Source organism: Pseudomonas sp. RU47 (assembly GCF_004011755.1).
Taxonomy (GTDB): domain Bacteria; phylum Pseudomonadota; class Gammaproteobacteria; order Pseudomonadales; family Pseudomonadaceae; genus Aquipseudomonas.
Map to the genome: position 1 here is coordinate 6,350,582 of NZ_CP022411.1, position 23,080 is coordinate 6,373,661.

Here is a 23,080-nt window from a genome sequence, read left to right on the forward strand (position 1 = left end):
TCGCGAAGGGGCCAGCTGCCTGACCTCAAACCGGCAGGCTGGTGGTGGACTTGATCTCCGATAACGCCACAATCGAATTCACTTCCTGTATCCCCGGCACCAGCGACAGTTTCTCGAAAAAGAACCGCTCATACGCCTCGATATCCGCCGCGACAATGCGCAGTAAAAAGTCCACCGCGCCCATCAGCACATAACACTCCAGCACCTCCGGGAACCCGCGAATCGCTTCGGTGAACTCAGTGAAGTTCGAACGCCCGTGCGCGTTGAGTTTGATCTCGGCAAAGATCTGCGTGTTCAGGCCGATCTTCTTGCGATCGAGCAAGGTCACCTGGCCACGAATGATCCCCTCCTCCTTCATCCGCTGAATCCGCCGCCAGCACGGCGATTGCGACAGGCCGACCTGCTCGGCGATCTGCGCGCTCGACAGGGAAGCATCCTCCTGCAGCAGGGCGAGAATCTTGCGGTCGTAGCTGTCCAGCTCACTGTGCATAGAAAAACCTCTAATCCACGATCTTTCGAATTGATCGTTTCGATCATTCGCCAATAACGCCGATCATAGCCAAGAAATACCCGTCACCGAATGTAAAAATTCCTCCAGTGATTTTGGAGACCCGCCATGCCGCACCTCGAAGCCGTAAACAGCGCCCCTACCCGCGCCGACGTCTGGAACGTCAACAACGCCCACTGCCTGGCGCAGTATCAGATCCTCGCCGAAGCCGAACCGGACTTGCTGGTGCGCGTGCTCAACCTGTTCGCCCTGCAATTCCTCACGCCCGAGCAGGTCAACGTGCAGCGGATGGACGACTTGATGTCGATCGACATCGTCATGGGCGGTTTCAGTGGGCATCGCGCGCAAGTGATCGCAGAAAAACTTCGTAACCTGATCAGCGTCTGCTCGGTCAATCTGCAAACCGCCGACAGCGCTTGGGATGCGCCGGCGCAAGCGGCTGGCTGACAAATCCGGCAACGGCTTCGTCGGGTAGTGGCCCAACGGCCTACCGGGCCGCGACTATCCTTTTGCGCACTGTCGCTCAAAAGGAAGCCCGCATGTCCGTTCAACTTGCCACTCAGGACCGCTGGCTGGAACTCAACGAGGTGTTGCGTGAGCTGGTCGCACAGGGCTTCATCTGCCAGGACTCGGCGGAACAAGCGCTGAATGCGCGCCGTCGCCACGCCGCCCATGGCCAGATGCACCCGCTGGAATTCATCGCCACTCAGCAACTGGATGACCTCAGTCGTCCGGGCAAACACCTCGACCTGGAAAGCCTCACCCTGTGGCTGGCGCAGCAAGCCGGCCAGCCGTATTTGCGCATTGACCCGCTGAAGATCAATGTCGCCGCCATCACACCGTTGATGTCCTACGCCTTCGCGCAACGGCACAGGATTCTAGCGGTGGCGGTCGACCGTGATTCGGTGACCGTGGCCAGCGCTCAACCCTACGTTACCGGCTGGGAAGCCGATCTGACCCATGTGCTGAAGCTGCCGATCAAACGGGTGGTGGCCAACCCGGTGGACATCCAGCGCTTCAGCGTCGAGTTCTTTCGTCTGGCCAAATCGGTGAGCGGCGCAAGCAATGCCGACGCCCAGAGCGGCAACCTCGGCAATTTCGAGCAACTGCTCAATCTTGGCGCCAGCGATCAGGAGCCGGACGCCAATGACGCGCACATCGTCAACATCGTCGACTGGTTGTTCCAGTACGCTTTCCAGCAGCGCGCCAGTGATATCCACATCGAACCCCGGCGCGAGCAAGGCACCGTGCGCTTCCGCATCGATGGCGTGCTGCATAACGTCTATCAATTTCCCCCGCAGGTGACCATGGCGATTGTCAGTCGCCTGAAAAGCCTCGGGCGGATGAACGTCGCTGAAAAGCGCAAACCCCAGGACGGCCGGGTCAAGACCAAGACCCCGGACGGCGGCGAAGTCGAGCTGAGGCTTTCAACGCTACCCACAGCGTTCGGCGAAAAAATGGTCATGCGGATTTTCGACCCGGAAGTGCTGCTCAAGGACTTCGATCAACTGGGTTTCAGCGCCGACGACTTGCGCCGCTGGCAAGACATGACCCGCCAGCCCAACGGCATCATTCTGGTCACCGGGCCGACCGGTTCGGGCAAGACCACCACGCTGTACACCACGCTGAAAAAACTGGCGACGCCGGAGGTCAACCTCTGCACCATCGAAGACCCGATCGAAATGGTCGAGCCGGCGTTCAACCAGATGCAGGTGCAGCACAACATCGACCTGAGCTTCGCCGCCGGCGTGCGCGCACTGATGCGGCAAGACCCGGACATCATCATGATCGGCGAGATCCGTGATCTGGAAACCGCTGAAATGGCGATTCAGGCGGCGCTCACCGGACACTTGGTGCTGTCGACATTGCACACCAACGACGCCCCCAGCGCGATCAGTCGTCTGCTCGAACTCGGCGTGCCGCACTACCTGATCAAAGCCACCGTGCTCGGGGTCATGGCGCAACGACTGGTGCGCACCTTGTGCCCGCATTGCAAGGCACCGCTGACGCTGGCAGAGGAAGACTGGCAAACCCTGACCCGTCCGTGGCAGGCGCCGCTGCCGGGCAATGCACAACGGGCCATCGGCTGCATCGAATGCCGCGACACCGGTTACCACGGCCGCGCCGGGGTCTACGAAATCATGCAACTGAGCGACAACCTCAAAGCGTTCATCACCCCGGATACCGATCTGACGGCGATACGCCGCCAGGCATTCAAGGAAGGCATGCGCAGCTTGCGTTTGTCCGGCGCGCAGAAAGTCGCGGCGGGGCTGACCACGGTTGAGGAAGTGCTGCGGGTGACACCGCAGAGCGAGCAGAAATAACCCGGCACGGAACTGGATCGGGGGATTGGCAATCCAACGCCACAGTTAACCCCCAGGAGTCATCTCATCATGCGTCTCAAACTTGCTGTCGCCACACTGGCCTTGCTGTCCCTTCCCGTTGGTTCGGCCATGGCGGACAGCTTTTGGCGTAACGTCATTTCGTCCGGTGCCACCACCGGTTCGACCTACCTGACCTTCAAGGATCACAAGCTGATCATCGCCGCACAGGACGATGCCGGCAGTTTCGTTGCCAGTGACGGCGGCATTCGTGGGCCGTATCTGGAAGCAGCGATGCAGAAAGTCCGCGCCGACAATCCGGGCCTGCAGGCTTCGGACATGGAACTGGCGAATGCGATTCTGGCGAAGAATGCCGTGGCTTCCGAGTAAGTCTTTCGCCAACAGAAATGCCGCTCGATCGAGCGGCATTTTTTTGCCCGGACTTCAGATTCACCCCATAACCCTGTGGGAGCGAGCCTGCTCGCGAAAGCAATCTTTCACTCAACATTTTCGGTGACTGAATCACCGCTTTCGCGAGCAGGCTCGCTCCCACAGGGGAAGGTGTGCTTGCCGGGAAATCAGCGGTAATCGTCCACCGGGACGCACGCGCAGAACAGGTTGCGGTCGCCGTAAACGTTATCCACCCGATTCACCGCCGGCCAATACTTGTGCGCCTTGGTGTGCGCATCCGGGGTAACGCCTTGTTCGATGCTGTACGGCCGCTCCCACACCCCGGTGACATCCGCCAGGGTATGCGGCGCTCGTTTCAGCGGATTATCCTCGGCCGGCCAGTTGCCGTTCTGCACTTCAGTGATTTCTGCGCGAATACTCAGCATGGCGCCGATAAACCGATCCAGTTCAGCCTTGGACTCACTCTCGGTCGGCTCGACCATCAACGTCCCTGGTACCGGGAATGACATGGTCGGCGCATGGAAGCCGTAATCCATCAGGCGCTTGGCGACGTCTTCTTCACTGATTCCGGTCTGCGCCTTCAACGGTCGCAGGTCGAGAATACATTCGTGAGCGACGCGCCCATTGCGCCCGGTGTACAACACCGGAAACGCACCGGATAAATGCTGCGCCAGGTAATTCGCTGCCAGAATCGCCACCTCGCTGGCGTCCGCCAGTTGCGGGCCCATCATGGCGATGTACATCCAGCTGATCGGCAGAATGCTCGCACTGCCCCATGGCGCCGCGCTGACGGCGGTGTTCTGCGGTTGCGGCCCGTCAATCGGCACCACCGGGTGATTGGCCACGAACGGCGCCAGATGCGCGCGCACGCCAATCGGTCCCATACCCGGTCCACCGCCGCCATGGGGAATGCAAAAAGTCTTGTGCAGATTCATGTGCGAAACATCGGCGCCGATATCTGCCGGGCGTGCCAAACCGACCTGCGCATTGAGGTTGGCGCCATCCATGTACACCTGGCCGCCGTGCTGGTGGATAACTTCGCAGATTTCACTGATGCCCTCTTCGTACACGCCGTGGGTCGACGGATAGGTCGCCATTAGACAGGACAGTTTCGCCCCGGCCTCGGCGGCCTTGGCTTTCAAGTCATCGAGATCAACGTTACCGGCCTCGTCGCACTCAACGATCACCACCCGTAACCCGACCATCTGCGCCGAGGCCGGGTTGGTGCCGTGAGCCGAGGACGGAATCAGGCACACATCACGCCCGCCCTGCTGGCGGCTCTCATGATATTTGCGAATCGCCAGCAGGCCGGCGTATTCACCCTGCGCGCCCGAGTTGGGCTGCATGCAGATCGCATCGAACCCGGTGATTGCGCACAGCCAGCGCTCCAGCTCTTCGATCATCAGCGTGTAACCGACCGCCTGCTCTCTCGGCACAAACGGGTGCAAGTTGGCGAATTGCGGCCAGGTGATCGGGATCATTTCGCTGGTGGCGTTGAGTTTCATGGTGCAGGAACCCAGCGGGATCATCGACTGGTTGAGCGCCAGATCCTTGTTCTCCAGTTGTTTGAGGTAGCGCAGCATCTCGGTTTCGCTGTGATGGGCGTTGAAGACCGGATGGCGCAGGTACGGGGATTTGCGCTGAAGGTTGTCGGGGATGCCGGAAACAAGGGCTTCAGCGTCAAGTTCATCGACGTTCAACCCATGATCGGCACCGAGCAGCACATCGAACAGCTTGGCCACGGTGCTCTCATCGCACGTCTCATCGAGACTCAGCCCCACTCGACCGCGCCCAAGTATTCTCAGATTGATCTGTGCGGCTTGAGCGCTTTCGATGATCGCCGTTTGCGCACCGCCGACGTCCAGCGTCAGCGTGTCGAAAAACTGCGCATTGACCCGGTTGATGCCTTTTCGCTCAAGTCCTGCCGCCAGAATGCAGGTCAGCCGATGCACGCGCTGGGCGATGCGTTTCAAACCTTCCGGCCCGTGATAGACCGCGTAGAAACTGGCGATGTTGGCCAGCAGTACCTGCGCGGTGCAGATGTTCGAATTGGCCTTCTCGCGGCGGATATGTTGCTCGCGGGTTTGCAGGGCCATGCGCAGCGCCACGTTGCCCCGGGCGTCCTTCGACACACCGATGATCCGCCCCGGAATTGCCCGTTTGTATTCCTCGCGACTGGCAAAGAACGCCGCATGCGGGCCGCCGTAACCCATGGGCACGCCGAATCGTTGAGACGAACCGAACACCACATCCGCGCCCAATTCGCCCGGCGGCGTCAGCAACAACAGACTCAACAAATCCGTCGCGACGCAGGCCAGCGCCTGCTGCGCATGCAGATGATCGATCAAGGGCCGCAGATCGTGAATCTCGCCGTGGGTGTCGGGATACTGCAACAACGCACCGAACACCTGATGCTGTTTCAAGTTATCCACAGCGTCGATGATCAGCTCGAAGCCGAAACCTTCCGCGCGGGTCTGCACCACGGAAATGGTCTGGGGATGACAGTTCTCATCGACAAAAAACAGATTGCTCTTGGACTTCGCGACGCGCTTGGCCAGCGCCATGGCTTCCGCCGCTGCCGTGGCTTCATCGAGCAGCGAGGCGTTGGCCAACTCCAGACCGGTGAGGTCGATGGTCAGTTGCTGAAAATTCAGCAACGCTTCGAGTCGGCCCTGCGCGATCTCGGGTTGATACGGCGTGTACGCGGTGTACCAGCCGGGATTTTCCAGCACATTGCGCAGGATGACGGTTGGCGTCAGGGTGCCGTGGTAGCCCATACCGATCAGGCTGGTCCAGACCTGATTCTGCTCGGCGTAACTGCGCAGTCTGGCCAGCGCGGCTTGTTCATCCAGTGCCGGAGGCAGATCGAGCGCGCGATTGAAGCGAATGCCCGGCGGCACCGTTTGCTCAATCAGTTCGACCCGGCTGCCGAGGCCAAGGCTGTCGAGCATCGCCTGCTGTTCGGCAGCGTCGGGGCCGAGGTGACGGCGCAGGAAGGCATCGGGGTCGCGTAACTGGCTCAGGGACGGCAACTGGGACATGACGGGCTCTCTCTTGGCTGGCGCTCGGCGTCAATGCAACACGGTCAAACCAGCATAGCAGCCGATGTGGCAACCCATTTTCAGTGCACCGCATACCCCTGTAGGAGTGAGCCTGCTCGCGATAGCGTTCCTTCAGACGCCTTAAGGCTGACTGACACACCGCTATCGCGAGCAGGCTCACTCCTACAGGGGATTGCATCGTGCATGAAAAAGCCCCGACGGGTCGGGGCTTTGGGTATTACTTGAAGCTTACTCGCCGATGGCAGCCTTGTACGCCGCTGAATCCAGCAGCTTGTCCAGCTCAGCCTTGTCGCTTGGCTTGAGCTTGAAGATCCACGCACCGTACGGGTCGGAGTTCAGCAGCTCAGGCGAGCCGCCCAGCTCTTCGTTGATTGCGATCACTTCACCGCTGATCGGCGAATAGATGTCGGAAGCAGCTTTAACCGATTCAACGACGCCAGCCTGATCTTCAGCGGCGAACACCTTGCCCACTTCAGTCAGCTCGACGAACACCACATCGCCCAGCGCTTCCTGCGCGTGATCGCTGATGCCCACGGTGACGGTGCCATCGGCTTCCAGACGTGCCCATTCGTGACTTTCGGCAAAACGCAGTTCGGCAGGGATATCGCTCATCTTCGGTGTCCTCAAGAAATTGTCAGCGGTCTGCCCGCCGGAAAAAGGTTAGATCAAGGTTTTGCCATGGCGTACGAACGTCGGTTTGACCACCCGTACCGGGTACCACTTGCCACGGATTTCCACTTCGGCGCGGTCGGCGGTTGCCATCGGAACACGCGCCAGGGCAATCGATTTGCTTAGCGTAGGAGAGAAACTACCACTGGTGATCTCCCCTTCGCCAACATCGGCGATACGAACCACTTGATGAGCGCGCAAAACACCGCGCTCTTCCAGCACCAGACCGACCAGTTTGTGCGCAACACCAGCGGCTTTTTCCGCCTCCAAAGCAGCGCGACCGATGAACTGGCGCGTGGCCGGCTCCCAGGCGATGCTCCAGGCCATGTTCGAAGCCAATGGCGAAACGTCCTGATGAATATCCTGGCCGTACAGGTTCATACCGGCTTCGACACGCAGGGTGTCACGGGCACCGAGGCCGATCGGGGAAATGCCGGCACCCACCAGATCGTTGAAAAAACCCGGCGCCTGACTGGCCGGCAGGCAGATTTCCAGGCCATCCTCACCGGTATAACCGGTACGGGCGATGAACCAGTCACCGTCGGTGTAGCCTTCAAAGGGTTTGAGGTGCTGGATCAGCGTGGCGCGGGACTGGGTGACCAGTTCGGCAATCTTGTGCCGGGCCTGCGGGCCTTGAATGGCGAGCATCGCCAGTTCGGAGCGCTCGTGCAGTTGCACGTCGTACTTGCCGAGCTGCGCGTTCATCCAGGCCAGATCCTGATCGCGGGTAGAGGCGTTGAACACCAGGCGATAACAGTCATCGAGACGATAGACAATCATGTCGTCGACGATGCCGCCGCGCTCATTAAGCATGGTGCTGTACAACGCACGGCCGGGGCGGTGCAGGCGGTCGACATCATTGGCCAGCAAATGCTGCAGCCAGGCCTTGGCCTGGGGGCCGGTGACATCGATCACGGTCATGTGGGATACATCGAACACCCCGCAATCGCGGCGCACTTCGTGGTGCTCCTCGACCTGCGAGCCGTAATGCAGAGGCATGTCCCAACCGCCAAAATCGACCATCTTCGCGCCGAGGGCGAGATGCAGGTCATACAGAGGCGTACGCTGTCCCATGGGTTTCTCCTTCCGGGCGTGGCGAAGGTGCGGACAGTCGCTGCACAGCGTGAAAGCCTTGTAATAGAAGGCTTTCAGCCAATTTCAGCGAAAAGATCTGTCAGACGAACCGCACCGAATGCCGCGCATTGTAGCCGCATGATTCAGGACTCACTACTAAGTGTTTCGATGGGCGGAGCGGCGAATCAGGCCGATGACCGGTAACAATCCAACCAGAACCAGGGTCAGTGCTGGCAATGATGCACGCGCCCATTCGCCTTCGCTGGTCATTTCAAAGATGCGTACGGCCAGCGTGTCCCAGCCAAACGGGCGCATCAGCAGGGTTGCGGGCATTTCCTTGAGCACATCGACGAACACCAGCAACGCTGCGCTCAGCGTGCCGGGCAGCAACAGCGGCAGATACACTTTGAAAAACAGTCGCGGCCCACTGACACCCAGGCTACGTGCCGCTTCAGGCAAAGATGGCCGTATACGCGCCAGACTGCTTTCCAAGGGTCCGTAGGCAACTGCGATGAAGCGCACCAGATAGGCCATCAACAACGCTGCCAGACTGCCGAGCAGCAACGGTTTGCCCGCACCGCCGAGCCAGCCTGAAAGCGGGATCACCAGTTCGCGATCCAGATAACTGAACGCCAGCATGATCGACACCGCCAGTACCGAACCCGGCAAGGCGTAGCCAAGATTGGCCAGACCAACGCCGGAGTTGATCGCCTGCGTGGGTGCCAAGCGCCGGGCAAACGCCAGCAACAAAGCAACGCTGACGGTAATCAACGCGGCCATGCCGCCCAGATACAGGGTGTGCAGGATCAGCCCGGCGTAGCGCTCATCGAGATCGAAACGCCCGCGCTGCCAGAACCAGACAACCAGTTGCAGCACCGGAATGACGAAGGCGCAGGCGAACACCAGGCCGCACCAGCTCATCGCCGCGAAAGCCTTGAGTCCACGCAAGTGATACAGCGCTTTCACCCGAGGTCGCTCGTTACTTGCCCGGTTGGCGCCACGCGCGCGACGTTCGCCGTACAGCACCAGCATCACCACCAGCAACAACAGACTGGCCAATTGCGCGGCACTCGGCAGGCTGAAGAAGCCGTACCAGGTCTTGTAGATCGCCGTGGTGAAGGTGTCGAAGTTGAACACCGACACGGCACCGAAATCTGCCAGGGTTTCCATCAGCGCCAGCGCCACGCCCGCACCGATGGCCGGACGCGCCATGGGCAACGCCACCCGCCAGAAGGCTTGCCACGGCGACTGGCCAAGTACCCGCGCGGCTTCCATCAGGCCTTTGCCCTGCGCGAGAAACGCGGTGCGCGCCAGCAGGTAAACATAGGGATAGAAGACCAGCACCAGCACGATAATCACCCCGCCGGTGGAGCGTACCCGTGGCAGGCGCAGACCGGTGCCGAACCATTCCCTGAGCAGTGTCTGCACCGGGCCGGCGAAGTCGAGCAGGCCGACGAAAACGAAGGCCAGCACATACGCGGGGATGGCGAACGGCAGCATCAGCGCCCAGTCGAGCCAGCGCCGCCCGGGGAATTCGCAGAGGCTGGTGAGCCAGGCGAGGCTGACACCGAGCAGCGTCACACCGACACCCACGCCAACGACCAGCGTCAGGGTGTTGCCCAGCAGGCGTGGCATCTGGGTTTCCCACAGGTGCGACCAGATTTGCTGATCGATGGTTTGCCAAGAGAGCAGTAGAACGCTCAGGGGCAACAGCACCAGCGCGGCGATGGCGAAGACGATGGGGTACCAGCGGCGTTGGGCGGGGTGGGCCACTTTTGGGTCTCTGGGGGATTGGGTGTTCTTGGATTGAGTATTTCAGGTTGGGATTGCTGCCCTCACCCTAGCCCTCTCCCGGAGGGAGAGGGGACTGACCGCGTAGTTTATGAGAATTACGCCGACCTGAGATATCGAGTCGAACTCAAGTTTCGAAAACAACACAGATCGGCTCCCTCTCCCTCCGGGAGAGGGCTGGGGTGAGGGCAGCGATCTAAAGTGAACAGTGTTATCGGAAAAGCCTCAATTCCAACCCGCCCGATCCATCATCCGGATCGCCTCAGCCTGACGCTTGCCCGCCACTTCCACCGGCAAGGTATCGGCAATGAACTTGCCCCACGCCGCCACTTCTTCCGAAGGTGCCACCGCCGGGTTGGCCGGGAATTCCTGGTTCACGTCAGCGAAAATCTTCTGCGCCTCAGGCGTGGTCATCCACTCAACCAAAGCCTTGGCCGCTTCCGGGTGCGGCGCATGTTTGGTCAGGCCAATTCCCGACAGGTTCACGTGCACACCGCGATCAGCCTGATTCGGCCAGAACAGTTTTACCGGCAACTCCGGCTTCTGCTTGTGCAGGCGACCGTAGTAGTACGTGTTGACGATGCCAACGTCGCACTGCCCGGCATTGATCGCTTCGAGCACCGCAACGTCATCGGAGAACACGTCGGTGGACAGGTTGTTGACCCAGCCCTTGAGGATTTTTTCGGTTTTCTCGGCGCCATGGACTTCGATCATGGTCGCGGTCAGCGACTGGTTGTAGACCTTCTTCGCCGTGCGCAGGCACAAACGCCCTTCCCAATTCTTGTCAGCCAGTGCTTCGTAGGTGGTCAGTTCGCCCGGTTTCACCCGTTCGGTGGAGTAGGCGATGGTCCGCGCGCGCAGGCTCAGACCGGTCCAGGCATGGCTGGACGAGCGATACTGCAGCGGAATGTTGGCGTCGATGGTCTTCGAAGTGAACGGCTGCAGGATGCCCATCTGCTCGGCCTGCCAGAGGTTGCCGGCGTCAACGGTGAGCAGCAGGTCGGCGGTGGCGTTTTCACCTTCGGCCTTGATGCGCTGCATCAGCGGCGCTTCCTTGTCGGTGATGAACTTGATCTTCACCCCGGTCTTGGCGGTGTAGGCATCGAAGACCGGTTTGATCAGTTCATCGATGCGCGACGAGTAAACCACCACCTCATCAGCGGCCTGGGCCGTGGTGCTACCGATCAGGGTCAGGGCCAGTGCGGTCAGAAGACGCTTGGGTGCCAACATGGGAGTGGTCTCTCGGTCGGGAAATGTGGGCCAAATGATAAGGACTCACATTTACCACCTCAATCGAACTCTTTTTGAAGGAGTTACCAGATGTTGCACAGTTTGAAAATTGTGGTGCCTGGACGGGCGCCATCGCGAGCAGGCTCACTCCTACATTTGAAATGCGATCCCCTGTAGGAGTGAGCCTGCTCGCGATGAGGCCATTAGCAGCAACGAAAAGATCAGGGCTTGGCCAGGGCCGGAAGATCCCCGGTCAACCCAAGGGCTTCACGCACAAACAGCGCCTTCGCTTCCGGCATCTGCTCCACCAGCTTCAACCCGGCATTACGCAACCACCTGACCGGCAACGGATCGGCCTGGAACAACCGCTCAAAGCCTTCCATCGTCGCCATCAGCGCGAGGTTGTGCGGCATGCGCCGACGCTCGTAACGGCTCAGCACTTTCACATCGGCCAGACGCTCACCGCGCTCCGCCGCCTGCAACAGCACTTCGGCCAGCACCGCCGCATCGAGGAAACCCAGGTTCACCCCCTGCCCCGCCAACGGGTGAATGGTGTGCGCCGCATCGCCGATCAGCGCCAGGCCTTCAGCCACGTAACGCTTGGCATGACGCTGACGCAGTGGCACGCACAGGCGCGGGTCGGCACTGATGACTTCGCCCAGACGACCTTCAAAAGCGCGTTCCAGCTCCCGGCAGAAATCCGCTTCGTCCAGCGCCATCAAGCGCTCGGCCTCACTCGGCGTGGTCGACCAGACGATCGAACACCAATCCTGCTGCCCGTCACGCTCCAGCGGCAAAAACGCCAACGGCCCGTGATCGGTAAAACGCTGCCACGCAGTCATCTGATGCGGCTTGCTACTGCGCACGCTGGTAACGATGGCGTGATGCAGGTAATCCCACTCACGCGTCGCCACACCGGTCAGACGTCGCACTGCCGAGTTGGCACCGTCAGCGGCAATCACCAACGGCGCACGTAACTGACGACCGTCAGCCAGCGTCAGCAGCCAGTCATCGCCCGAGCGGCGCATCTGTTCCAGCCGCGCATTGGCCAGCATGCCCAGATCACAATCGTGCAAGCGATCGAGCAAGGCATCCTGCACCACACGGTTTTCGACGATATGGCCAAGCACCTCGGCGTGCACACTGCTCGCCGAGAAATGGATCTGCCCGGTGCCGCTGCCGTCCCAGACATGCATGTCGGTGTAAGGGCTGCTGCGGCGCTTGGCGATGCCTTCCCAGACGCCGAGACGTTCAAGAATGCGCTGGCTGGCTGCCGACAAGGCACTCACTCGCGGTTCAAACGCGGCTTCGGCGTCGAAGGGTTTGACGCTCAGCGGGCTGCCGTCGAGCAGCAGGACTTCCAGCCCGCTGTCCTGCAACGCCAACGCCAGGGCGCTGCCGACCATTCCGGCTCCGACAATCAGCAGATCTGCGCGCATTTCCATGCTTTAAGCCTGTCTCGCTTGCGGCTTGAGCCGCACGTAAAGGGTTTTACCGACCCGCGCCACCAGATTGCCGGCGCCGTCATGAATGTCGACCTGCAACTGCGGCAGGTATTTCTCGCCATTGGCGGTCTGCCGGCGAATCTCGGCGAGCAAGGTCTCGTCGATATTGAAACGGGCGAACACCGGGCCTTTGCCCGGCGCGATGAAATCGATGTCGGCAGCCTTGTCCCAGACGATGTAACGCGAGCCGAGGTTTTCCATAAGCATCAGCATGAAGAACGGATCGACCATCGAATACAGGCTGCCGCCAAACTGGGTGCCGACGTAGTTGCGGTTGTACCAGCCGAGGCCCATCGACACCTGCACATCGCGAAAGTCATCGCTGATGTGCCTAACTCGTACACCGGCGCCAAGATAAGGCGGGTAGAACGTCATCACCCAGCGCATCAACCGCGCCTTGCCGAATTTAGCGGTCAGCCACTTAAGCATCCGGACGCGTTCCCAAGCCCATGGCCTGACGCGCAAACCAGCGCTTGGCCGGCGGCAGCAGATCGAGGCCGAGCAGGCCGATATTACGGCCCAGCGAAACCAGCGGCTGCGTGCTGCCGAACAGGCGCGTGACCTGATCGGAGAAACCGACGGTGAGGTCCTGATCGAGACGCTGACGCTCGCGATAAGCCTGCAATGTGGCGAAGTCGCCCAAAGGTTTGTCACTCGCCAGCAATGCAGCGGCCAAGGCATCGGCATCGCGCAGAGACAGGTTGAAACCCTGCCCGGCAATCGGGTGCAGGCTGTGCGCCGCGTTGCCGAGCACGGCCAGATGCGAGCGCACCTGCTCTTCGGCCTCGACCAGCGTCAGCGGATAAAGATGCCGCGCGCCAACCTGTTTCAACGTGCCGAGGCGATATCCAAACACGCCCTGCAATTCGCTGAGGAAATCGCGTTCGCTCAGATCGGCCAGACGCTGCGCGTCCATGCCCAGACGGGTCCAGACCAAAGCGCAGCGGTTTTCCGGCAGCGGCAGCAAGGCCATCGGCCCTTCGTCGGTGAAGCGTTCGAAGGCCATGCCATTGTGCGCTTCGCTCGGGGTGATGTTGGCGATCAGCGCGCTCTGGTTGTACGGACGCTTGCGCACGTTGATGCCCAACTGTTCGCGCAGCCCGGAGCGACCGCCATCGGCGAGCACTGCGAGGTCGCATTCCAGCGTGGTTTCATCGTTGAGGGTCAGGCGATAACCGTCGGGCAGCGGCTCCATGCGCGTGACTTCCGCCGGGCAGCGCCAACTGATCACGTCTTTGTCGACGTGTTGCCACAGACACTGGCCGAGCCAGGCGTTTTCCACCACATAACCGAGCGCCGGCACGCCCTCTTCCATCGCCGACAAACGCGCGGTGGAGAAGCGGCCACGGTCGGAAACGTGAATCTGTTTGATCGGCTCGGCGCGGCGGGAGATTTCCTGCCACACGCCCAAGCGTTGATAAATCTGTCGCGAACCGAAGGACAGCGCCGAGGAACGTGCGTCGTAGCTCGGCTGCCAGCTGTCGCCGGGGGCGAACGGCTCGATCAGCACGATCTTCCAGCCACGGGCCTTGGCCCCGGCCTGCAAGGCCAACGCCAGACTGGCGCCGACCAGACCGCCACCGATGATTGCCAGATTGACTCGACTCATGCCGCGTGTGTCCTTGCTTGTGCCATCAGCGCTTCGATTTCAGCGACGGTTTTCGGTACGCCGCTGGTAAGGATTTCACAGCCCGTTTTGGTCACCACCACGTCGTCCTCGATGCGTACGCCAATGCCGCGCCATTTCTTCGCGACGGTCTGATTGTCCGGGGCGATGTAGATGCCCGGCTCCACGGTCAGCGCCATGCCGACTTCCAGCACGCGCCATTCGCCGCCGACCTTGTACTCGCCGACGTCATGCACATCCATACCCAGCCAGTGGCCAGCGCGGTGCATGTAAAACGCTTTATAGGCTTCGCTGGCGATCAATTCGTCGACCTCACCCTGCAGCAAACCGAGTTTCACCAACCCCGTGGTGATAACGAGAACCGTGGCTTCGTGCGCCTGATTCCAGTGTTTGTTCGGGGCGATTTCGGCGAATGCGGCTTCCTGCGAGGCCAGCACCAACTCGTAGATCGCTTTCTGCTCGGGTGAAAACGTGCCGTTGACCGGCCAGGTGCGGGTGATGTCGCTGGCGTAGCAGTCGATCTCGCAACCGGCGTCTATCAATACCAGGTCACCGTCCTTGAGCACCGCGTCATTCTGCTGGTAATGCAGAATGCAGCTGTTGCGCCCGGCGGCAACGATCGACCCGTAGGCCGGCATCTTCGCCCCGCCCTTGCGGAATTCGTAGTCGAGTTCGGCTTCGAGGCTGTACTCGTAAAGCCCGGCCCGACTGGCCTGCATCGCGCGGATGTGGGCTTGCGCCGAGATCCGTGCGGCTTCGCGCATCACCTTCACTTCTGCCGCCGATTTATACAGACGCATGTCGTGCAGCAGATGATCCAGGGCAACGAATTCGTTCGGCGGCTGGGCGCCAAGGTGCGCTTTAGAGCGGATCACGTTGATCCAGTCCATCAGGTGACGATCAAATTCGGGGTTGCTGCCCATCGCCGAATACACCCGGTCACGGCCTTCGATCAGGCCCGGGAGGATGTCGTCGATGTCGGTGATCGGGAAGGCGTCGTCGGCGCCGAAGTCGCGGATCGCGCCTTCTTGCCCTGCACGCAAACCGTCCCACAACTCGCGTTCGGCATTGCGCTCACGGCAGAACAGCACGTACTCGCCATGTTCGCGGCCGGGCATCAGGACGATGACGGCTTGCGGCTCGGGAAAGCCGCTGAGGTACTGGAAATCACTGTCCTGACGGTAGACGTGCTCGACGTCGCGGTTGCGAATAGCGACTGCGGCGGCGGGCAGGATCGCGATGCTGTTGGGTTCCATCTGCGCCATCAGGGCCTTGCGGCGACGGCTGTATTCCGCTTTCGGGATATGGGTCATGGGCAGATGGCTTTCCCTGGCACGCGATTAATGCAGCGACGGCTTGGCGGCTGGCGGCACGTCGGCTTTCTTGGTTTCCGAGAACAGCAGCAGCGGCGCAACGCGCAGGTACTCCATGACCTCCATGTAGTCGGTCTCGCCGTCTTCGGATTCTTCGAGGGCGTCCTGCACTTGGGAAATGGCAGCCAGATCCTGCAGCACTTCGGTGGCTTCAGTGCTGAGCATGCTGCTGTCGCGGCAGTTCAGGCCGAAACCGCTGAGGAAGCCCTGGCACCACTCGCCCAGTGCCGCGGCGCGGTCGGCCAGCGGTGCGTCATCGGTCGGCAGCAGCAGAACGACGGTGACGTCGTCGCCGGTCAGCTCGCCTTTGACCATCTCTTGCAGGCCGATCAGGGCGTTGCGGACGTTGTCCTGGATGTCGCCTTCGAGCAGTTCGGCGGCGTCGATCAACCAGCCTTCGTTATCGAAGCCGGCACCGGCGCAGCTGCGCCCGAGCAGCACGCCGTGCAGTTCGGCAGGCGAGACGTTGTGGCCGCTGGAGGTCAGCAGGGTGGCAAAGGCTTGGTACGGGGAATTCGCAATGGTCATGGGCAGCTAGGCGCCAGACGGCGCTATGTCTAGAATGAAGGCCTTGTATCCTACATCGACAGACTCGCCAAGACTATTAAAGGCTGTCCGCCAGCTATCCCATCAGACAGACTCCGACCCAGTGGACACAATGGAAGACACCGACCTGCAAGCGCTGATGGCCAGACTCGAACTGCTGATTGGCCGAGTCGAGCAACTAAAGAGTCAAAACGCACTCTTACTAGCTCAGGAAAAAACCTGGCGCGAGGAACGCGCTCACCTCATTGAAAAAAACGAAATCGCCCGGCGTAAGGTCGAATCGATGATTTCGCGCCTCAAGGCCCTGGAGCAAGACTCATGAGTTCAAGCAATAGCGTCACCGTGCAGATCCTCGACAAAGAATATTCGATCATCTGCCCGCAGGAAGAACGCAGCAATCTGGTCAGTGCCGCCCGCTACCTCGATGGCAAAATGCGCGAAATTCGCAGCAGCGGTAAAGTCATCGGCGCCGATCGCATTGCTGTGATGGCCGCGCTGAACATCACCCATGACCTCTTGCACAAAGAAGAGCGCCCGGATATCCAGGCCAGCGGTTCGACCCGTGAACAGGTGCGCGACTTGCTCGATCGTGTCGATCTGGTCCTCGCCGACGATCAGAACACCACCAAGGGCTGATTCAACTGGCCGCTTGCGGTATACTCGCGGCACTCCCTGGGGTGCTTGCCAGTTGACGATGTCCCTGAGCCGATTCGCACTACCCTGGAAGTTGCACGTTGGGCTGGTGTGCATGTCCGCTAGACGGAAAGCCTTAAAGTCTACTGCATCTTCCACCTTGAACTTTCGGGTTCAAGGGCTAAGTTGACAGCGGTTCATCCGGGGAGCCTGATTCGAATCCGATGTCGGTGAAAACCGCCATCGGATTTTTTATGCGTACGTTTTTGCATCCATCCTGCCGAAGCCGAACCATGACCGAACCCGCGCTGCTGCCCCGCCCGCAACTCCGCCGCCTGCTGCGCAAGGCACGCCGCTCACTGAGCAAAAGCGAGCAACGCCAGGCCGCCAAAGGCCTGTACCGGCAATTGGCGCAAGACCCGCATTTTCGCCGGGCCAAACATATCTCTCTGTACCTGCCCACCGACGGTGAAATCGATCCGCGCCTGCTGCTGCGTGAAGCACAGCGTCGGGGCAAGGCAACGTACCTGCCGGTGCTGAGTGCCTGGCCACGAACCAAAATGGTCTTTCAGCGAATTCGTCCCGGCGAGAAACTCAAACCCAATCGCTTCCGCATTCTCGAGCCGCGCGCCAATCTGGCGCAGCAACGCAAGGTCTGGGCGCTGGATCTGGTGTTGTTGCCACTGGTGGGTTTTGACGATGTCGGTGGGCGACTGGGGATGGGCGGCGGCTTCTACGATCGCAGCCTGGCGTATCTGGCGCGGCGTAAAAGCTGGCGCAAGCCGACGCTGTTGGGACTGGCTCATGAGTGTCAGAAGGTCGAACGCTTGGCGCAGGCGAGTTGGGATGTACCGTTACAAGGCACGGTCAGCGACAAGGCGTGGTATTTCGCAGGATAGGACGCCGCGCAGATCAGCGGCGTCGAAAAACCAGTGTCAGCGCTTGAAGGCTGTCGACTGTTGTACTTGTTGCGCGACTTCAATCGGCGCGTCTGCCTTGTTCGACCAAAGGCTCTGCGCGTAACCGGTGGTTACAACGCCCAGACCAAACAAAATGACCAAAGTCCATAGCAAATCCGGTTTGCGTTTCATCGATTGCCCCCCTCAAGGCACATCATCACGATGACAGCAGCGGTTTCCGTTCGTAGGCCGTGCAGCAGCGTCAAGCTTTAAAGGCCGGCATTTTGCGACAACGTGAACCTGCGCGCAAACGCTGACGTCAACCGACTGTCGGTTTGTCATAAAATTGCCCGACAACCTGCCCAATGACCGTTTCAGGAGCAAAAAACCATGGCCTATTGGCTGATGAAGTCCGAGCCCGACGAACTCTCGATCAAAGGTCTGGAAAAACTCGGCAAAGCGCGCTGGGACGGGGTTCGCAATTATCAGGCGCGCAATTTTCTGCGCTCGATGGCAGTGGGCGATGAGTTCTTTTTCTATCACTCCAGCTGCCCGGAGCCGGGAATTGCCGGAATTGGCAAAATAATCGAAGCGGCGTACCCGGATCCCACCGCACTGGAGCCGGAAAGTCATTACTTCGACCCGAAGGCGACGCCGGAGAAAAATGCCTGGAGTGCGATCGATGTCGAGCACGTCGAGACGTTTGCCCGGGTGTTGAAGCTGGATTATCTGAAGCAGCAGACGGCGCTGGCGGAGATGCCGTTGGTGCAGAAGGGATCAAGGTTGTCGGTGATGCCGGTGACGCCGGAGCAGTGGGCTGCGGTGATTGCGCTCAAGCCTTGAAGAATATGTTGCCTGAAACATCGCCATCGCGAGCAGGCTCACTCCTACAGGGGAACGCATTCCAACTGTAGGAGTGAGCCTGCTCGCGATGGGGCCAGCCCGGACAACGAATGGCTTATTGAATGATCAGGTTGTTGAACAACAGATCCTCAACCACCGGCTTGCCGGTCTCGTCATTCATCACTTGCTGGGTCTGCTTCAACGCTTCCTGACGCAGCTTCTCTTTACCTTCGATGCTGCCCATCGCCTCGGTGGTCTGCTGAGTGAACAGCGCTACCAGCTGATTGCGGATCAACGGTTCGTTGGCCTTGACCAGTTTGCTCGCCTCTTCGCCACTCACACGCAACGCCACATCGGCCTTGTAGACCTTGAGCTTCGGTGTGCCGTCCAGCCCGTAGTTGCCCACAAACGGTGGGCTCAGGGTGATGTAACTTACCTTCGGCGCCTCGCCTTCTTTGGCTTCTTCGGCCAGCGCTGCCACAGGCAGAGACAGGGCCAGCAACAACATGATCCACGCTTTCACAATTCGCTCCTTATCCGGTTTGCGGCCTAGCATAACGACCCGCCGCGCAAGCACAAGCTTATGGCTGACTATCAGGGCCGGGCATGCTCGTTGACCCGTTGACTGACACACCTACACTTATCGGCCATCACTCCCAAAGGAATAGCCCTGATGAAAGCCGTGCTGTGCAAAGCCTTCGGCCCTGCCGAATCGCTGGTGCTGGAAGACGTCGCCAGCCCTGTCGCGAAGAAGAATGAAATCCTGCTGGACGTGCACGCCGCCGGGGTCAACTTCCCGGACACGCTGATCATTGAGGGCAAGTATCAATTCAAGCCGCCCTTCCCGTTCTCGCCCGGAGGTGAAGCGGCCGGTGTGGTGCGTGAAGTCGGGGAAAAGGTCAGCCACCTCAAGGTTGGTGACCGCGTCATGGCCCTGACCGGTTGGGGCAGTTTCGCCGAACAGGTAGCGGTGCCAGGCTATAACGTGCTGCCGATTCCGCCGTCGATGGACTTCAACACCGCCGCCGCCTTCAGCATGACCTACGGCACCTCGATGCACGCGCTCAAACAACGCGCCAATCTGCAAGCAGGCGAAACCCTGCTGGTGCTTGGCGCATCCGGTGGCGTCGGCCTGGCGGCGGTGGAAATCGGCAAAGCCATGGGCGCCCGCGTCATCGCTGCCGCCAGCAGCGCGGAGAAACTGGCGGTGGCCAAAGCTGCCGGCGCCGATGAGTTGATCAATTACAGCGAAACCAGCCTCAAGGACGAAATCAAACGCCTCACCGACGGCCAGGGTGCCGATGTGATTTACGACCCGGTCGGCGGCGATCTCTTCGACCAAGCCATCCGCGCCATCGCCTGGAACGGACGCTTGCTGGTGGTCGGCTTCGCCAGCGGGCGCATTCCGGAACTGCCGGTCAACCTTGCCCTGCTCAAAGGCGCGGCTGTACTTGGCGTGTTCTGGGGCTCCTTCGCCCAGCGCCAGCCGCAAGACAATGCGGCGAACTTCCAGCAATTGTTCGGCTGGTTCGCCGAGGGCAAGTTGAAACCGCTGGTATCGCAGGTGTATCCACTGAGCAATGCGGCGCAGGCGATCAATGATCTTGGCCAGCGCAAGGCTGTGGGCAAGGTGGTGGTGCAAGTGCGCTAATTAACAATGAAAGCGCTTCAACCACCGGGCGACGCCGCAATGTCGCCCGGCATCAGATGCTCCTGAACCTTTTCGCTACGCGACTCAACCAACTGCCCCTTGTCATCGAAGCGCAAAACAATCAGCCAGTCATAAACATTCACCGGCCATTTCGGCTGTCCGATCAGCGCCGGGCCATCGCCGCCGAAAGCGGCAATCAGTTTATTGATGTGGCCGTGATGCCAAGCGATCAGCACGGTTTTCGCCTGATTCTTCTTGCACAGCGAGCTGACCAGTTTGTCGACGTCGTTATTGGCGTAGGGCTGCTCGATCGGTAGTTGCAGGCGCTGGGACAGTGGAATCAGCGTCTGACGCGGGCGGATGCTTTCCGGGCTGTCGGCGGTAGCGATCAGACGTTGGGGCGTGAGTGTCTGGTCGTCCAGCTGCAAAGAGGTGAAATAGTCCGCATAAGCTGCCGCGCGCTGTTCGCCCTGGGCATTGAGTTCTCGGCCGACATCAGGCTTTTCCGCATGGCGGACGATCAATACGGTGACATTGCGCAGGCCTGGCGCTGCAGAACCCTGTGCGAAGTTCAACACCAGCACTGCAGCAGCCACCGCAACAACCATCAACAGTCTGGGCAATAGCCTGCGAACTTTCGGGGTCATCGTTTATCTCGAGATATCAGTCGATCTGAAGATCGCGAGTCTAAGTTACAACGTCCCGAGCGCGACAAAAACGCCCTGTTCTTACAGCTGAGCGACAGGTTCGTAAAGGAACACGCGACTTCCAACATTTTCCGCTATTTGCTCGATGCGAACCGGTGCTATTTTCGGTAACGAAACTGTAACATTCGCATCCGCAGTCAAAACAAGAAATCTGGAGCTCTTGAATGTTTGCTTTCTTTCGTCCTGCCGCACATCAGGCTCCATTGCCTGAAGAAAAAATAGACAGCACGTACCGACGCCTGCGCTGGCAGATTTTCGCCGGTATTTTCTTTGGCTACGCGGGTTATTACCTGCTGCGCAAAAACTTCTCCCTGGCCATGCCGTACCTGATCGACGAAGGCTACAGCCGCGGTGATCTGGGTCTGGCGATGTCCGCGATCGCCATCGCCTATGGCTTGTCGAAGTTCCTCATGGGCCTGGTGTCCGACCGTTCCAACCCGCGCTACTTCCTGCCGTTCGGCCTGCTGGTCTCGGCCGGGGTGATGTTCATTTTCGGTTTCGCGCCTTGGGCAACGTCCAGCGTGACCATGATGTTCATCCTGCTGTTCATCAACGGCTGGGCCCAGGGCATGGGTTGGCCGCCAAGTGGCCGGACCATGGTGCACTGGTGGTCGCAGAAGGAACGCGGCGGCGTGGTGTCCGTGTGGAACGTGGCGCATAACGTCGGTGGCGGCCTGATCGGCCCGCTGTTCCTGCTCGGCATGGGCCTGTTCAACGACTGGCACGCAGCGTTCTACGTACCGGCAGCCGTGGCGCTGGGCGTGGCCGTGTTCGCGTTCATCACCATGCGCGACACCCCGCAATCGGTTGGCCTGCCGCCGATCGAGAAGTACAAGAACGATTACCCGGAAGGCTACGACGCCAGCCACGAAGACGAATTCAGCGCGAAAGAGATCTTCGTCAAATACGTGCTGCGCAACAAAATGCTCTGGTACATCGCCATGGCCAACGTCTTCGTTTACCTGTTGCGCTACGGCGTGCTGGACTGGGCACCGACGTACCTGAAGGAAGCCAAGGGTTTCACCGTCGACAAGACCTCGTGGGCCTATTTCTTCTATGAGTGGGCGGGGATTCCGGGCACGCTGCTGTGCGGCTGGATGTCGGACAAGATCTTCCGTGGCAACCGTGGCCTGACCGGCATGGTGTTCATGGCACTGGTGACCGTGGCAACGCTGGTTTACTGGCTGAACCCGGCCGGCAACCCGACCGTCGACATGATCGCGCTGTTCTCGATCGGCTTCCTGATCTACGGCCCGGTGATGCTGATCGGCCTGCAAGCGCTGGAGCTGGCACCGAAGAAAGCCGCCGGCACTGCCGCAGGCTTCACCGGTCTGTTCGGTTATCTCGGTGGTTCGGTCGCGGCCAGTGCCGCGATGGGCTACACCGTGGACCATTTCGGCTGGGATGGCGGTTTCGTGCTACTGGTGGGCGCTTGCCTGCTGGCGATGGCCTTCCTGGCCCCGACGCTGTGGCACAAGCAAGTCGCCAGTCAGAGCCGTGAAGCCGTCGCTTGATCCGACTGTGATTTACAGCGCTTGAGCCGCGCCTCCAGATTGCGGTCTGGCATGGCGTGGCTGCGCAGGGCGTGTGCGGTCTGCTCGACATAATCGCGAGTAGTGCCGTAACGCCCGCTGGCGCTCTCGAACACCTGGCTCAGCACATGATCCGGCAAGTTGCCGGCATAGCTGGGCAGGTGTCGCTCCAGAACGAATCCCAACGCTTGCACCTGAGTGCCGTCTTCGAGCCGGCAGTTGAGCCAGTGTGGCCGATAGGATGGCACCGGCATCTCGCGTTTCCACAAGGCGTACAGCGCCGCATCGAGATTGTCTTCCGGCAAGCGATAGGCGAAGCCGCTGCACGAACCGCCGCGATCCAGACCAAATACCAGACCGGGCATTTCCGGCGTCCCGCGGTGCTCGTGCGACCACAGGTACAAGCCGCGATGGTAGCCATGCACGCGTCCGCGCACCCGCTCCACTGCCGAACACTCCGGCCGCCAGATCAGCGAACCATACGCGAACAGCCACACCGGCCCGCCCTTGTGGCGCGCCATGGTCGATTGCATGGAAGCGAGAAGTTGTTCGTGCGTCAGCTGCGGCCCAAGATCGAGCCGCGGAGGGTAATTCAAATTCAGAAAAGCGTTTTCAATGGCGCTCATGGCGAATAGCGTTCAGCTCCCCGCGGGTGAAGAATTACTTAATAGAACGCACCGCTGTAACAATAAGGCACA

The 23,080-nt window shown here is 60.4% G+C and carries 24 protein-coding genes and 1 other RNA gene; 10 read left to right on the forward strand and 15 right to left on the reverse strand.

All coding sequences use genetic code 11. The features are described 5' to 3' along the window. Positions 1 to 25 precede the first annotated feature (25 nt). Positions 26 to 490: an Lrp/AsnC family transcriptional regulator gene (locus tag CCX46_RS29155; protein WP_016983809.1), complete on the reverse strand. Its 465-nt coding sequence runs from the start codon at positions 488 to 490 to the stop codon at positions 26 to 28. Between the two features lie 126 nt (positions 491 to 616). Here CCX46_RS29155 and CCX46_RS29160 point away from each other — a divergent pair, with 126 nt between their 5' ends. The 3 genes from CCX46_RS29160 to CCX46_RS29170 all read left to right on the forward strand — a co-directional run bounded on the left by CCX46_RS29160 (position 617) and on the right by CCX46_RS29170 (position 3,219). Continuing rightward, positions 617 to 955, forward strand: a complete 339-nt coding sequence (locus CCX46_RS29160) for a hypothetical protein (protein ID WP_127930169.1) — start codon at positions 617 to 619, stop codon at positions 953 to 955. A 92-nt stretch (positions 956 to 1,047) separates the two neighbouring features. Then, on the forward strand, positions 1,048 to 2,832 hold the full coding sequence (locus CCX46_RS29165) for a GspE/PulE family protein (protein ID WP_127930170.1): 1,785 nt from the start codon (positions 1,048 to 1,050) through the stop codon (positions 2,830 to 2,832). A gap of 66 nt (positions 2,833 to 2,898) precedes the next feature. Continuing rightward, positions 2,899 to 3,219, forward strand: coding sequence for a DUF2388 domain-containing protein (locus CCX46_RS29170; RefSeq protein WP_174245147.1), 321 nt, complete (start codon positions 2,899 to 2,901; stop codon positions 3,217 to 3,219). A gap of 188 nt (positions 3,220 to 3,407) precedes the next feature. On the opposite strand, the gene gcvP is transcribed toward CCX46_RS29170, so the two are convergent. The 10 genes from gcvP to CCX46_RS29225 form a co-directional block, all read right to left on the reverse strand. Beyond that, positions 3,408 to 6,281 carry an aminomethyl-transferring glycine dehydrogenase gene (gene gcvP / locus CCX46_RS29175; RefSeq protein WP_127930171.1) on the reverse strand — a complete coding sequence of 958 codons (2,874 nt, stop codon included), beginning with the start codon at positions 6,279 to 6,281 and terminating at the stop codon, positions 3,408 to 3,410. A 249-nt stretch (positions 6,282 to 6,530) separates the two neighbouring features. Further along, entirely contained in the window at positions 6,531 to 6,914 is a 384-nt protein-coding gene (gene gcvH, locus CCX46_RS29185; protein ID WP_127930172.1) for a glycine cleavage system protein GcvH, read from the reverse strand. A gap of 48 nt (positions 6,915 to 6,962) precedes the next feature. Continuing rightward, a complete protein-coding gene (gene gcvT, locus CCX46_RS29190) occupies positions 6,963 to 8,045 on the reverse strand; it encodes a glycine cleavage system aminomethyltransferase GcvT (RefSeq protein WP_038359018.1) in 1,083 nt (360 codons plus the stop codon). Between the two features lie 156 nt (positions 8,046 to 8,201). Beyond that, a complete protein-coding gene (locus CCX46_RS29195; RefSeq protein WP_127930173.1) occupies positions 8,202 to 9,818 on the reverse strand; it encodes an ABC transporter permease in 1,617 nt (538 codons plus the stop codon). 243 nt (positions 9,819 to 10,061) lie between these two features. Next, positions 10,062 to 11,066, reverse strand: a complete 1,005-nt coding sequence (locus CCX46_RS29200) for an extracellular solute-binding protein (RefSeq protein WP_077574973.1) — start codon at positions 11,064 to 11,066, stop codon at positions 10,062 to 10,064. Positions 11,067 to 11,287: 221 nt separating this feature from the next. Next, positions 11,288 to 12,505: a 2-octaprenyl-3-methyl-6-methoxy-1,4-benzoquinol hydroxylase gene (locus tag CCX46_RS29205; RefSeq protein WP_177413923.1), complete on the reverse strand. Its 1,218-nt coding sequence runs from the start codon at positions 12,503 to 12,505 to the stop codon at positions 11,288 to 11,290. 9 nt (positions 12,506 to 12,514) lie between these two features. Next, a complete protein-coding gene (locus CCX46_RS29210; RefSeq protein WP_127930175.1) occupies positions 12,515 to 13,000 on the reverse strand; it encodes a DUF4442 domain-containing protein in 486 nt (161 codons plus the stop codon). Further along, a complete protein-coding gene (gene ubiH, locus CCX46_RS29215; protein ID WP_008081438.1) occupies positions 12,993 to 14,180 on the reverse strand; it encodes a 2-octaprenyl-6-methoxyphenyl hydroxylase in 1,188 nt (395 codons plus the stop codon). Before ubiH ends, CCX46_RS29210 begins: the two co-directional genes overlap by 8 nt. Continuing rightward, the gene (gene pepP, locus CCX46_RS29220) at positions 14,177 to 15,511 is read right to left on the reverse strand and encodes a Xaa-Pro aminopeptidase (RefSeq protein ID WP_127930176.1); all 1,335 of its coding nucleotides are present in this window, start codon (positions 15,509 to 15,511) and stop codon (positions 14,177 to 14,179) included. The genes ubiH and pepP overlap by 4 nt, the downstream gene beginning before the upstream one ends. Positions 15,512 to 15,538: 27 nt before the next feature. Then, the gene (locus CCX46_RS29225) at positions 15,539 to 16,099 is read right to left on the reverse strand and encodes a YecA/YgfB family protein (protein WP_007911199.1); all 561 of its coding nucleotides are present in this window, start codon (positions 16,097 to 16,099) and stop codon (positions 15,539 to 15,541) included. A 130-nt stretch (positions 16,100 to 16,229) separates the two neighbouring features. On the opposite strand from CCX46_RS29225, the gene CCX46_RS29230 reads away from it, so the two are divergent. From CCX46_RS29230 to CCX46_RS29245, 4 genes are all read left to right on the forward strand, one after another. Next, positions 16,230 to 16,439: a TIGR02449 family protein gene (locus CCX46_RS29230; protein WP_007911197.1), complete on the forward strand. Its 210-nt coding sequence runs from the start codon at positions 16,230 to 16,232 to the stop codon at positions 16,437 to 16,439. Further along, positions 16,436 to 16,753, forward strand: coding sequence for a cell division protein ZapA (locus tag CCX46_RS29235; RefSeq protein ID WP_034151990.1), 318 nt, complete (start codon positions 16,436 to 16,438; stop codon positions 16,751 to 16,753). Before CCX46_RS29230 ends, CCX46_RS29235 begins: the two co-directional genes overlap by 4 nt. A gap of 30 nt (positions 16,754 to 16,783) precedes the next feature. Next, positions 16,784 to 16,962: non-coding RNA, 6S RNA (gene ssrS, locus CCX46_RS29240), on the forward strand. Positions 16,963 to 17,043: 81 nt separating this feature from the next. Continuing rightward, on the forward strand, positions 17,044 to 17,649 hold the full coding sequence (locus CCX46_RS29245) for a 5-formyltetrahydrofolate cyclo-ligase (protein WP_122842238.1): 606 nt from the start codon (positions 17,044 to 17,046) through the stop codon (positions 17,647 to 17,649). A 36-nt stretch (positions 17,650 to 17,685) separates the two neighbouring features. Here CCX46_RS29245 and CCX46_RS30775 read toward each other — a convergent pair whose 3' ends face one another. Further along, complete coding sequence (locus tag CCX46_RS30775; protein ID WP_016985917.1) at positions 17,686 to 17,841, reverse strand: hypothetical protein; 156 nt, start codon at positions 17,839 to 17,841, stop codon at positions 17,686 to 17,688. 198 nt (positions 17,842 to 18,039) lie between these two features. Between CCX46_RS30775 and CCX46_RS29250 the strand changes: the two genes are divergently transcribed. Then, complete coding sequence (locus tag CCX46_RS29250; RefSeq protein WP_127930177.1) at positions 18,040 to 18,492, forward strand: EVE domain-containing protein; 453 nt, start codon at positions 18,040 to 18,042, stop codon at positions 18,490 to 18,492. Positions 18,493 to 18,607: 115 nt separating this feature from the next. Here CCX46_RS29250 and CCX46_RS29255 read toward each other — a convergent pair whose 3' ends face one another. Beyond that, a complete protein-coding gene (locus CCX46_RS29255) occupies positions 18,608 to 19,015 on the reverse strand; it encodes a flagellar basal body-associated protein FliL (RefSeq protein ID WP_127930178.1) in 408 nt (135 codons plus the stop codon). 150 nt (positions 19,016 to 19,165) lie between these two features. On the opposite strand from CCX46_RS29255, the gene CCX46_RS29260 reads away from it, so the two are divergent. Beyond that, complete coding sequence (locus tag CCX46_RS29260; RefSeq protein ID WP_127930179.1) at positions 19,166 to 20,143, forward strand: NADPH:quinone oxidoreductase family protein; 978 nt, start codon at positions 19,166 to 19,168, stop codon at positions 20,141 to 20,143. A gap of 17 nt (positions 20,144 to 20,160) precedes the next feature. Here the strand turns inward: CCX46_RS29260 and CCX46_RS29265 are convergent, their stop codons facing one another. Beyond that, positions 20,161 to 20,790: a flagellar basal body-associated protein FliL gene (locus CCX46_RS29265; RefSeq protein ID WP_127930180.1), complete on the reverse strand. Its 630-nt coding sequence runs from the start codon at positions 20,788 to 20,790 to the stop codon at positions 20,161 to 20,163. A gap of 224 nt (positions 20,791 to 21,014) precedes the next feature. On the opposite strand from CCX46_RS29265, the gene glpT reads away from it, so the two are divergent. Further along, entirely contained in the window at positions 21,015 to 22,364 is a 1,350-nt protein-coding gene (glpT, locus tag CCX46_RS29270) for a glycerol-3-phosphate transporter (protein WP_016985912.1), read from the forward strand. Here the strand turns inward: glpT and CCX46_RS29275 are convergent. Next, positions 22,340 to 23,008 carry a gamma-glutamylcyclotransferase gene (locus CCX46_RS29275; protein WP_127930181.1) on the reverse strand — a complete coding sequence of 223 codons (669 nt, stop codon included), beginning with the start codon at positions 23,006 to 23,008 and terminating at the stop codon, positions 22,340 to 22,342. The two genes, glpT and CCX46_RS29275, sit on opposite strands and share 25 nt — an antisense overlap. Positions 23,009 to 23,080: the final 72 nt, after the last annotated feature.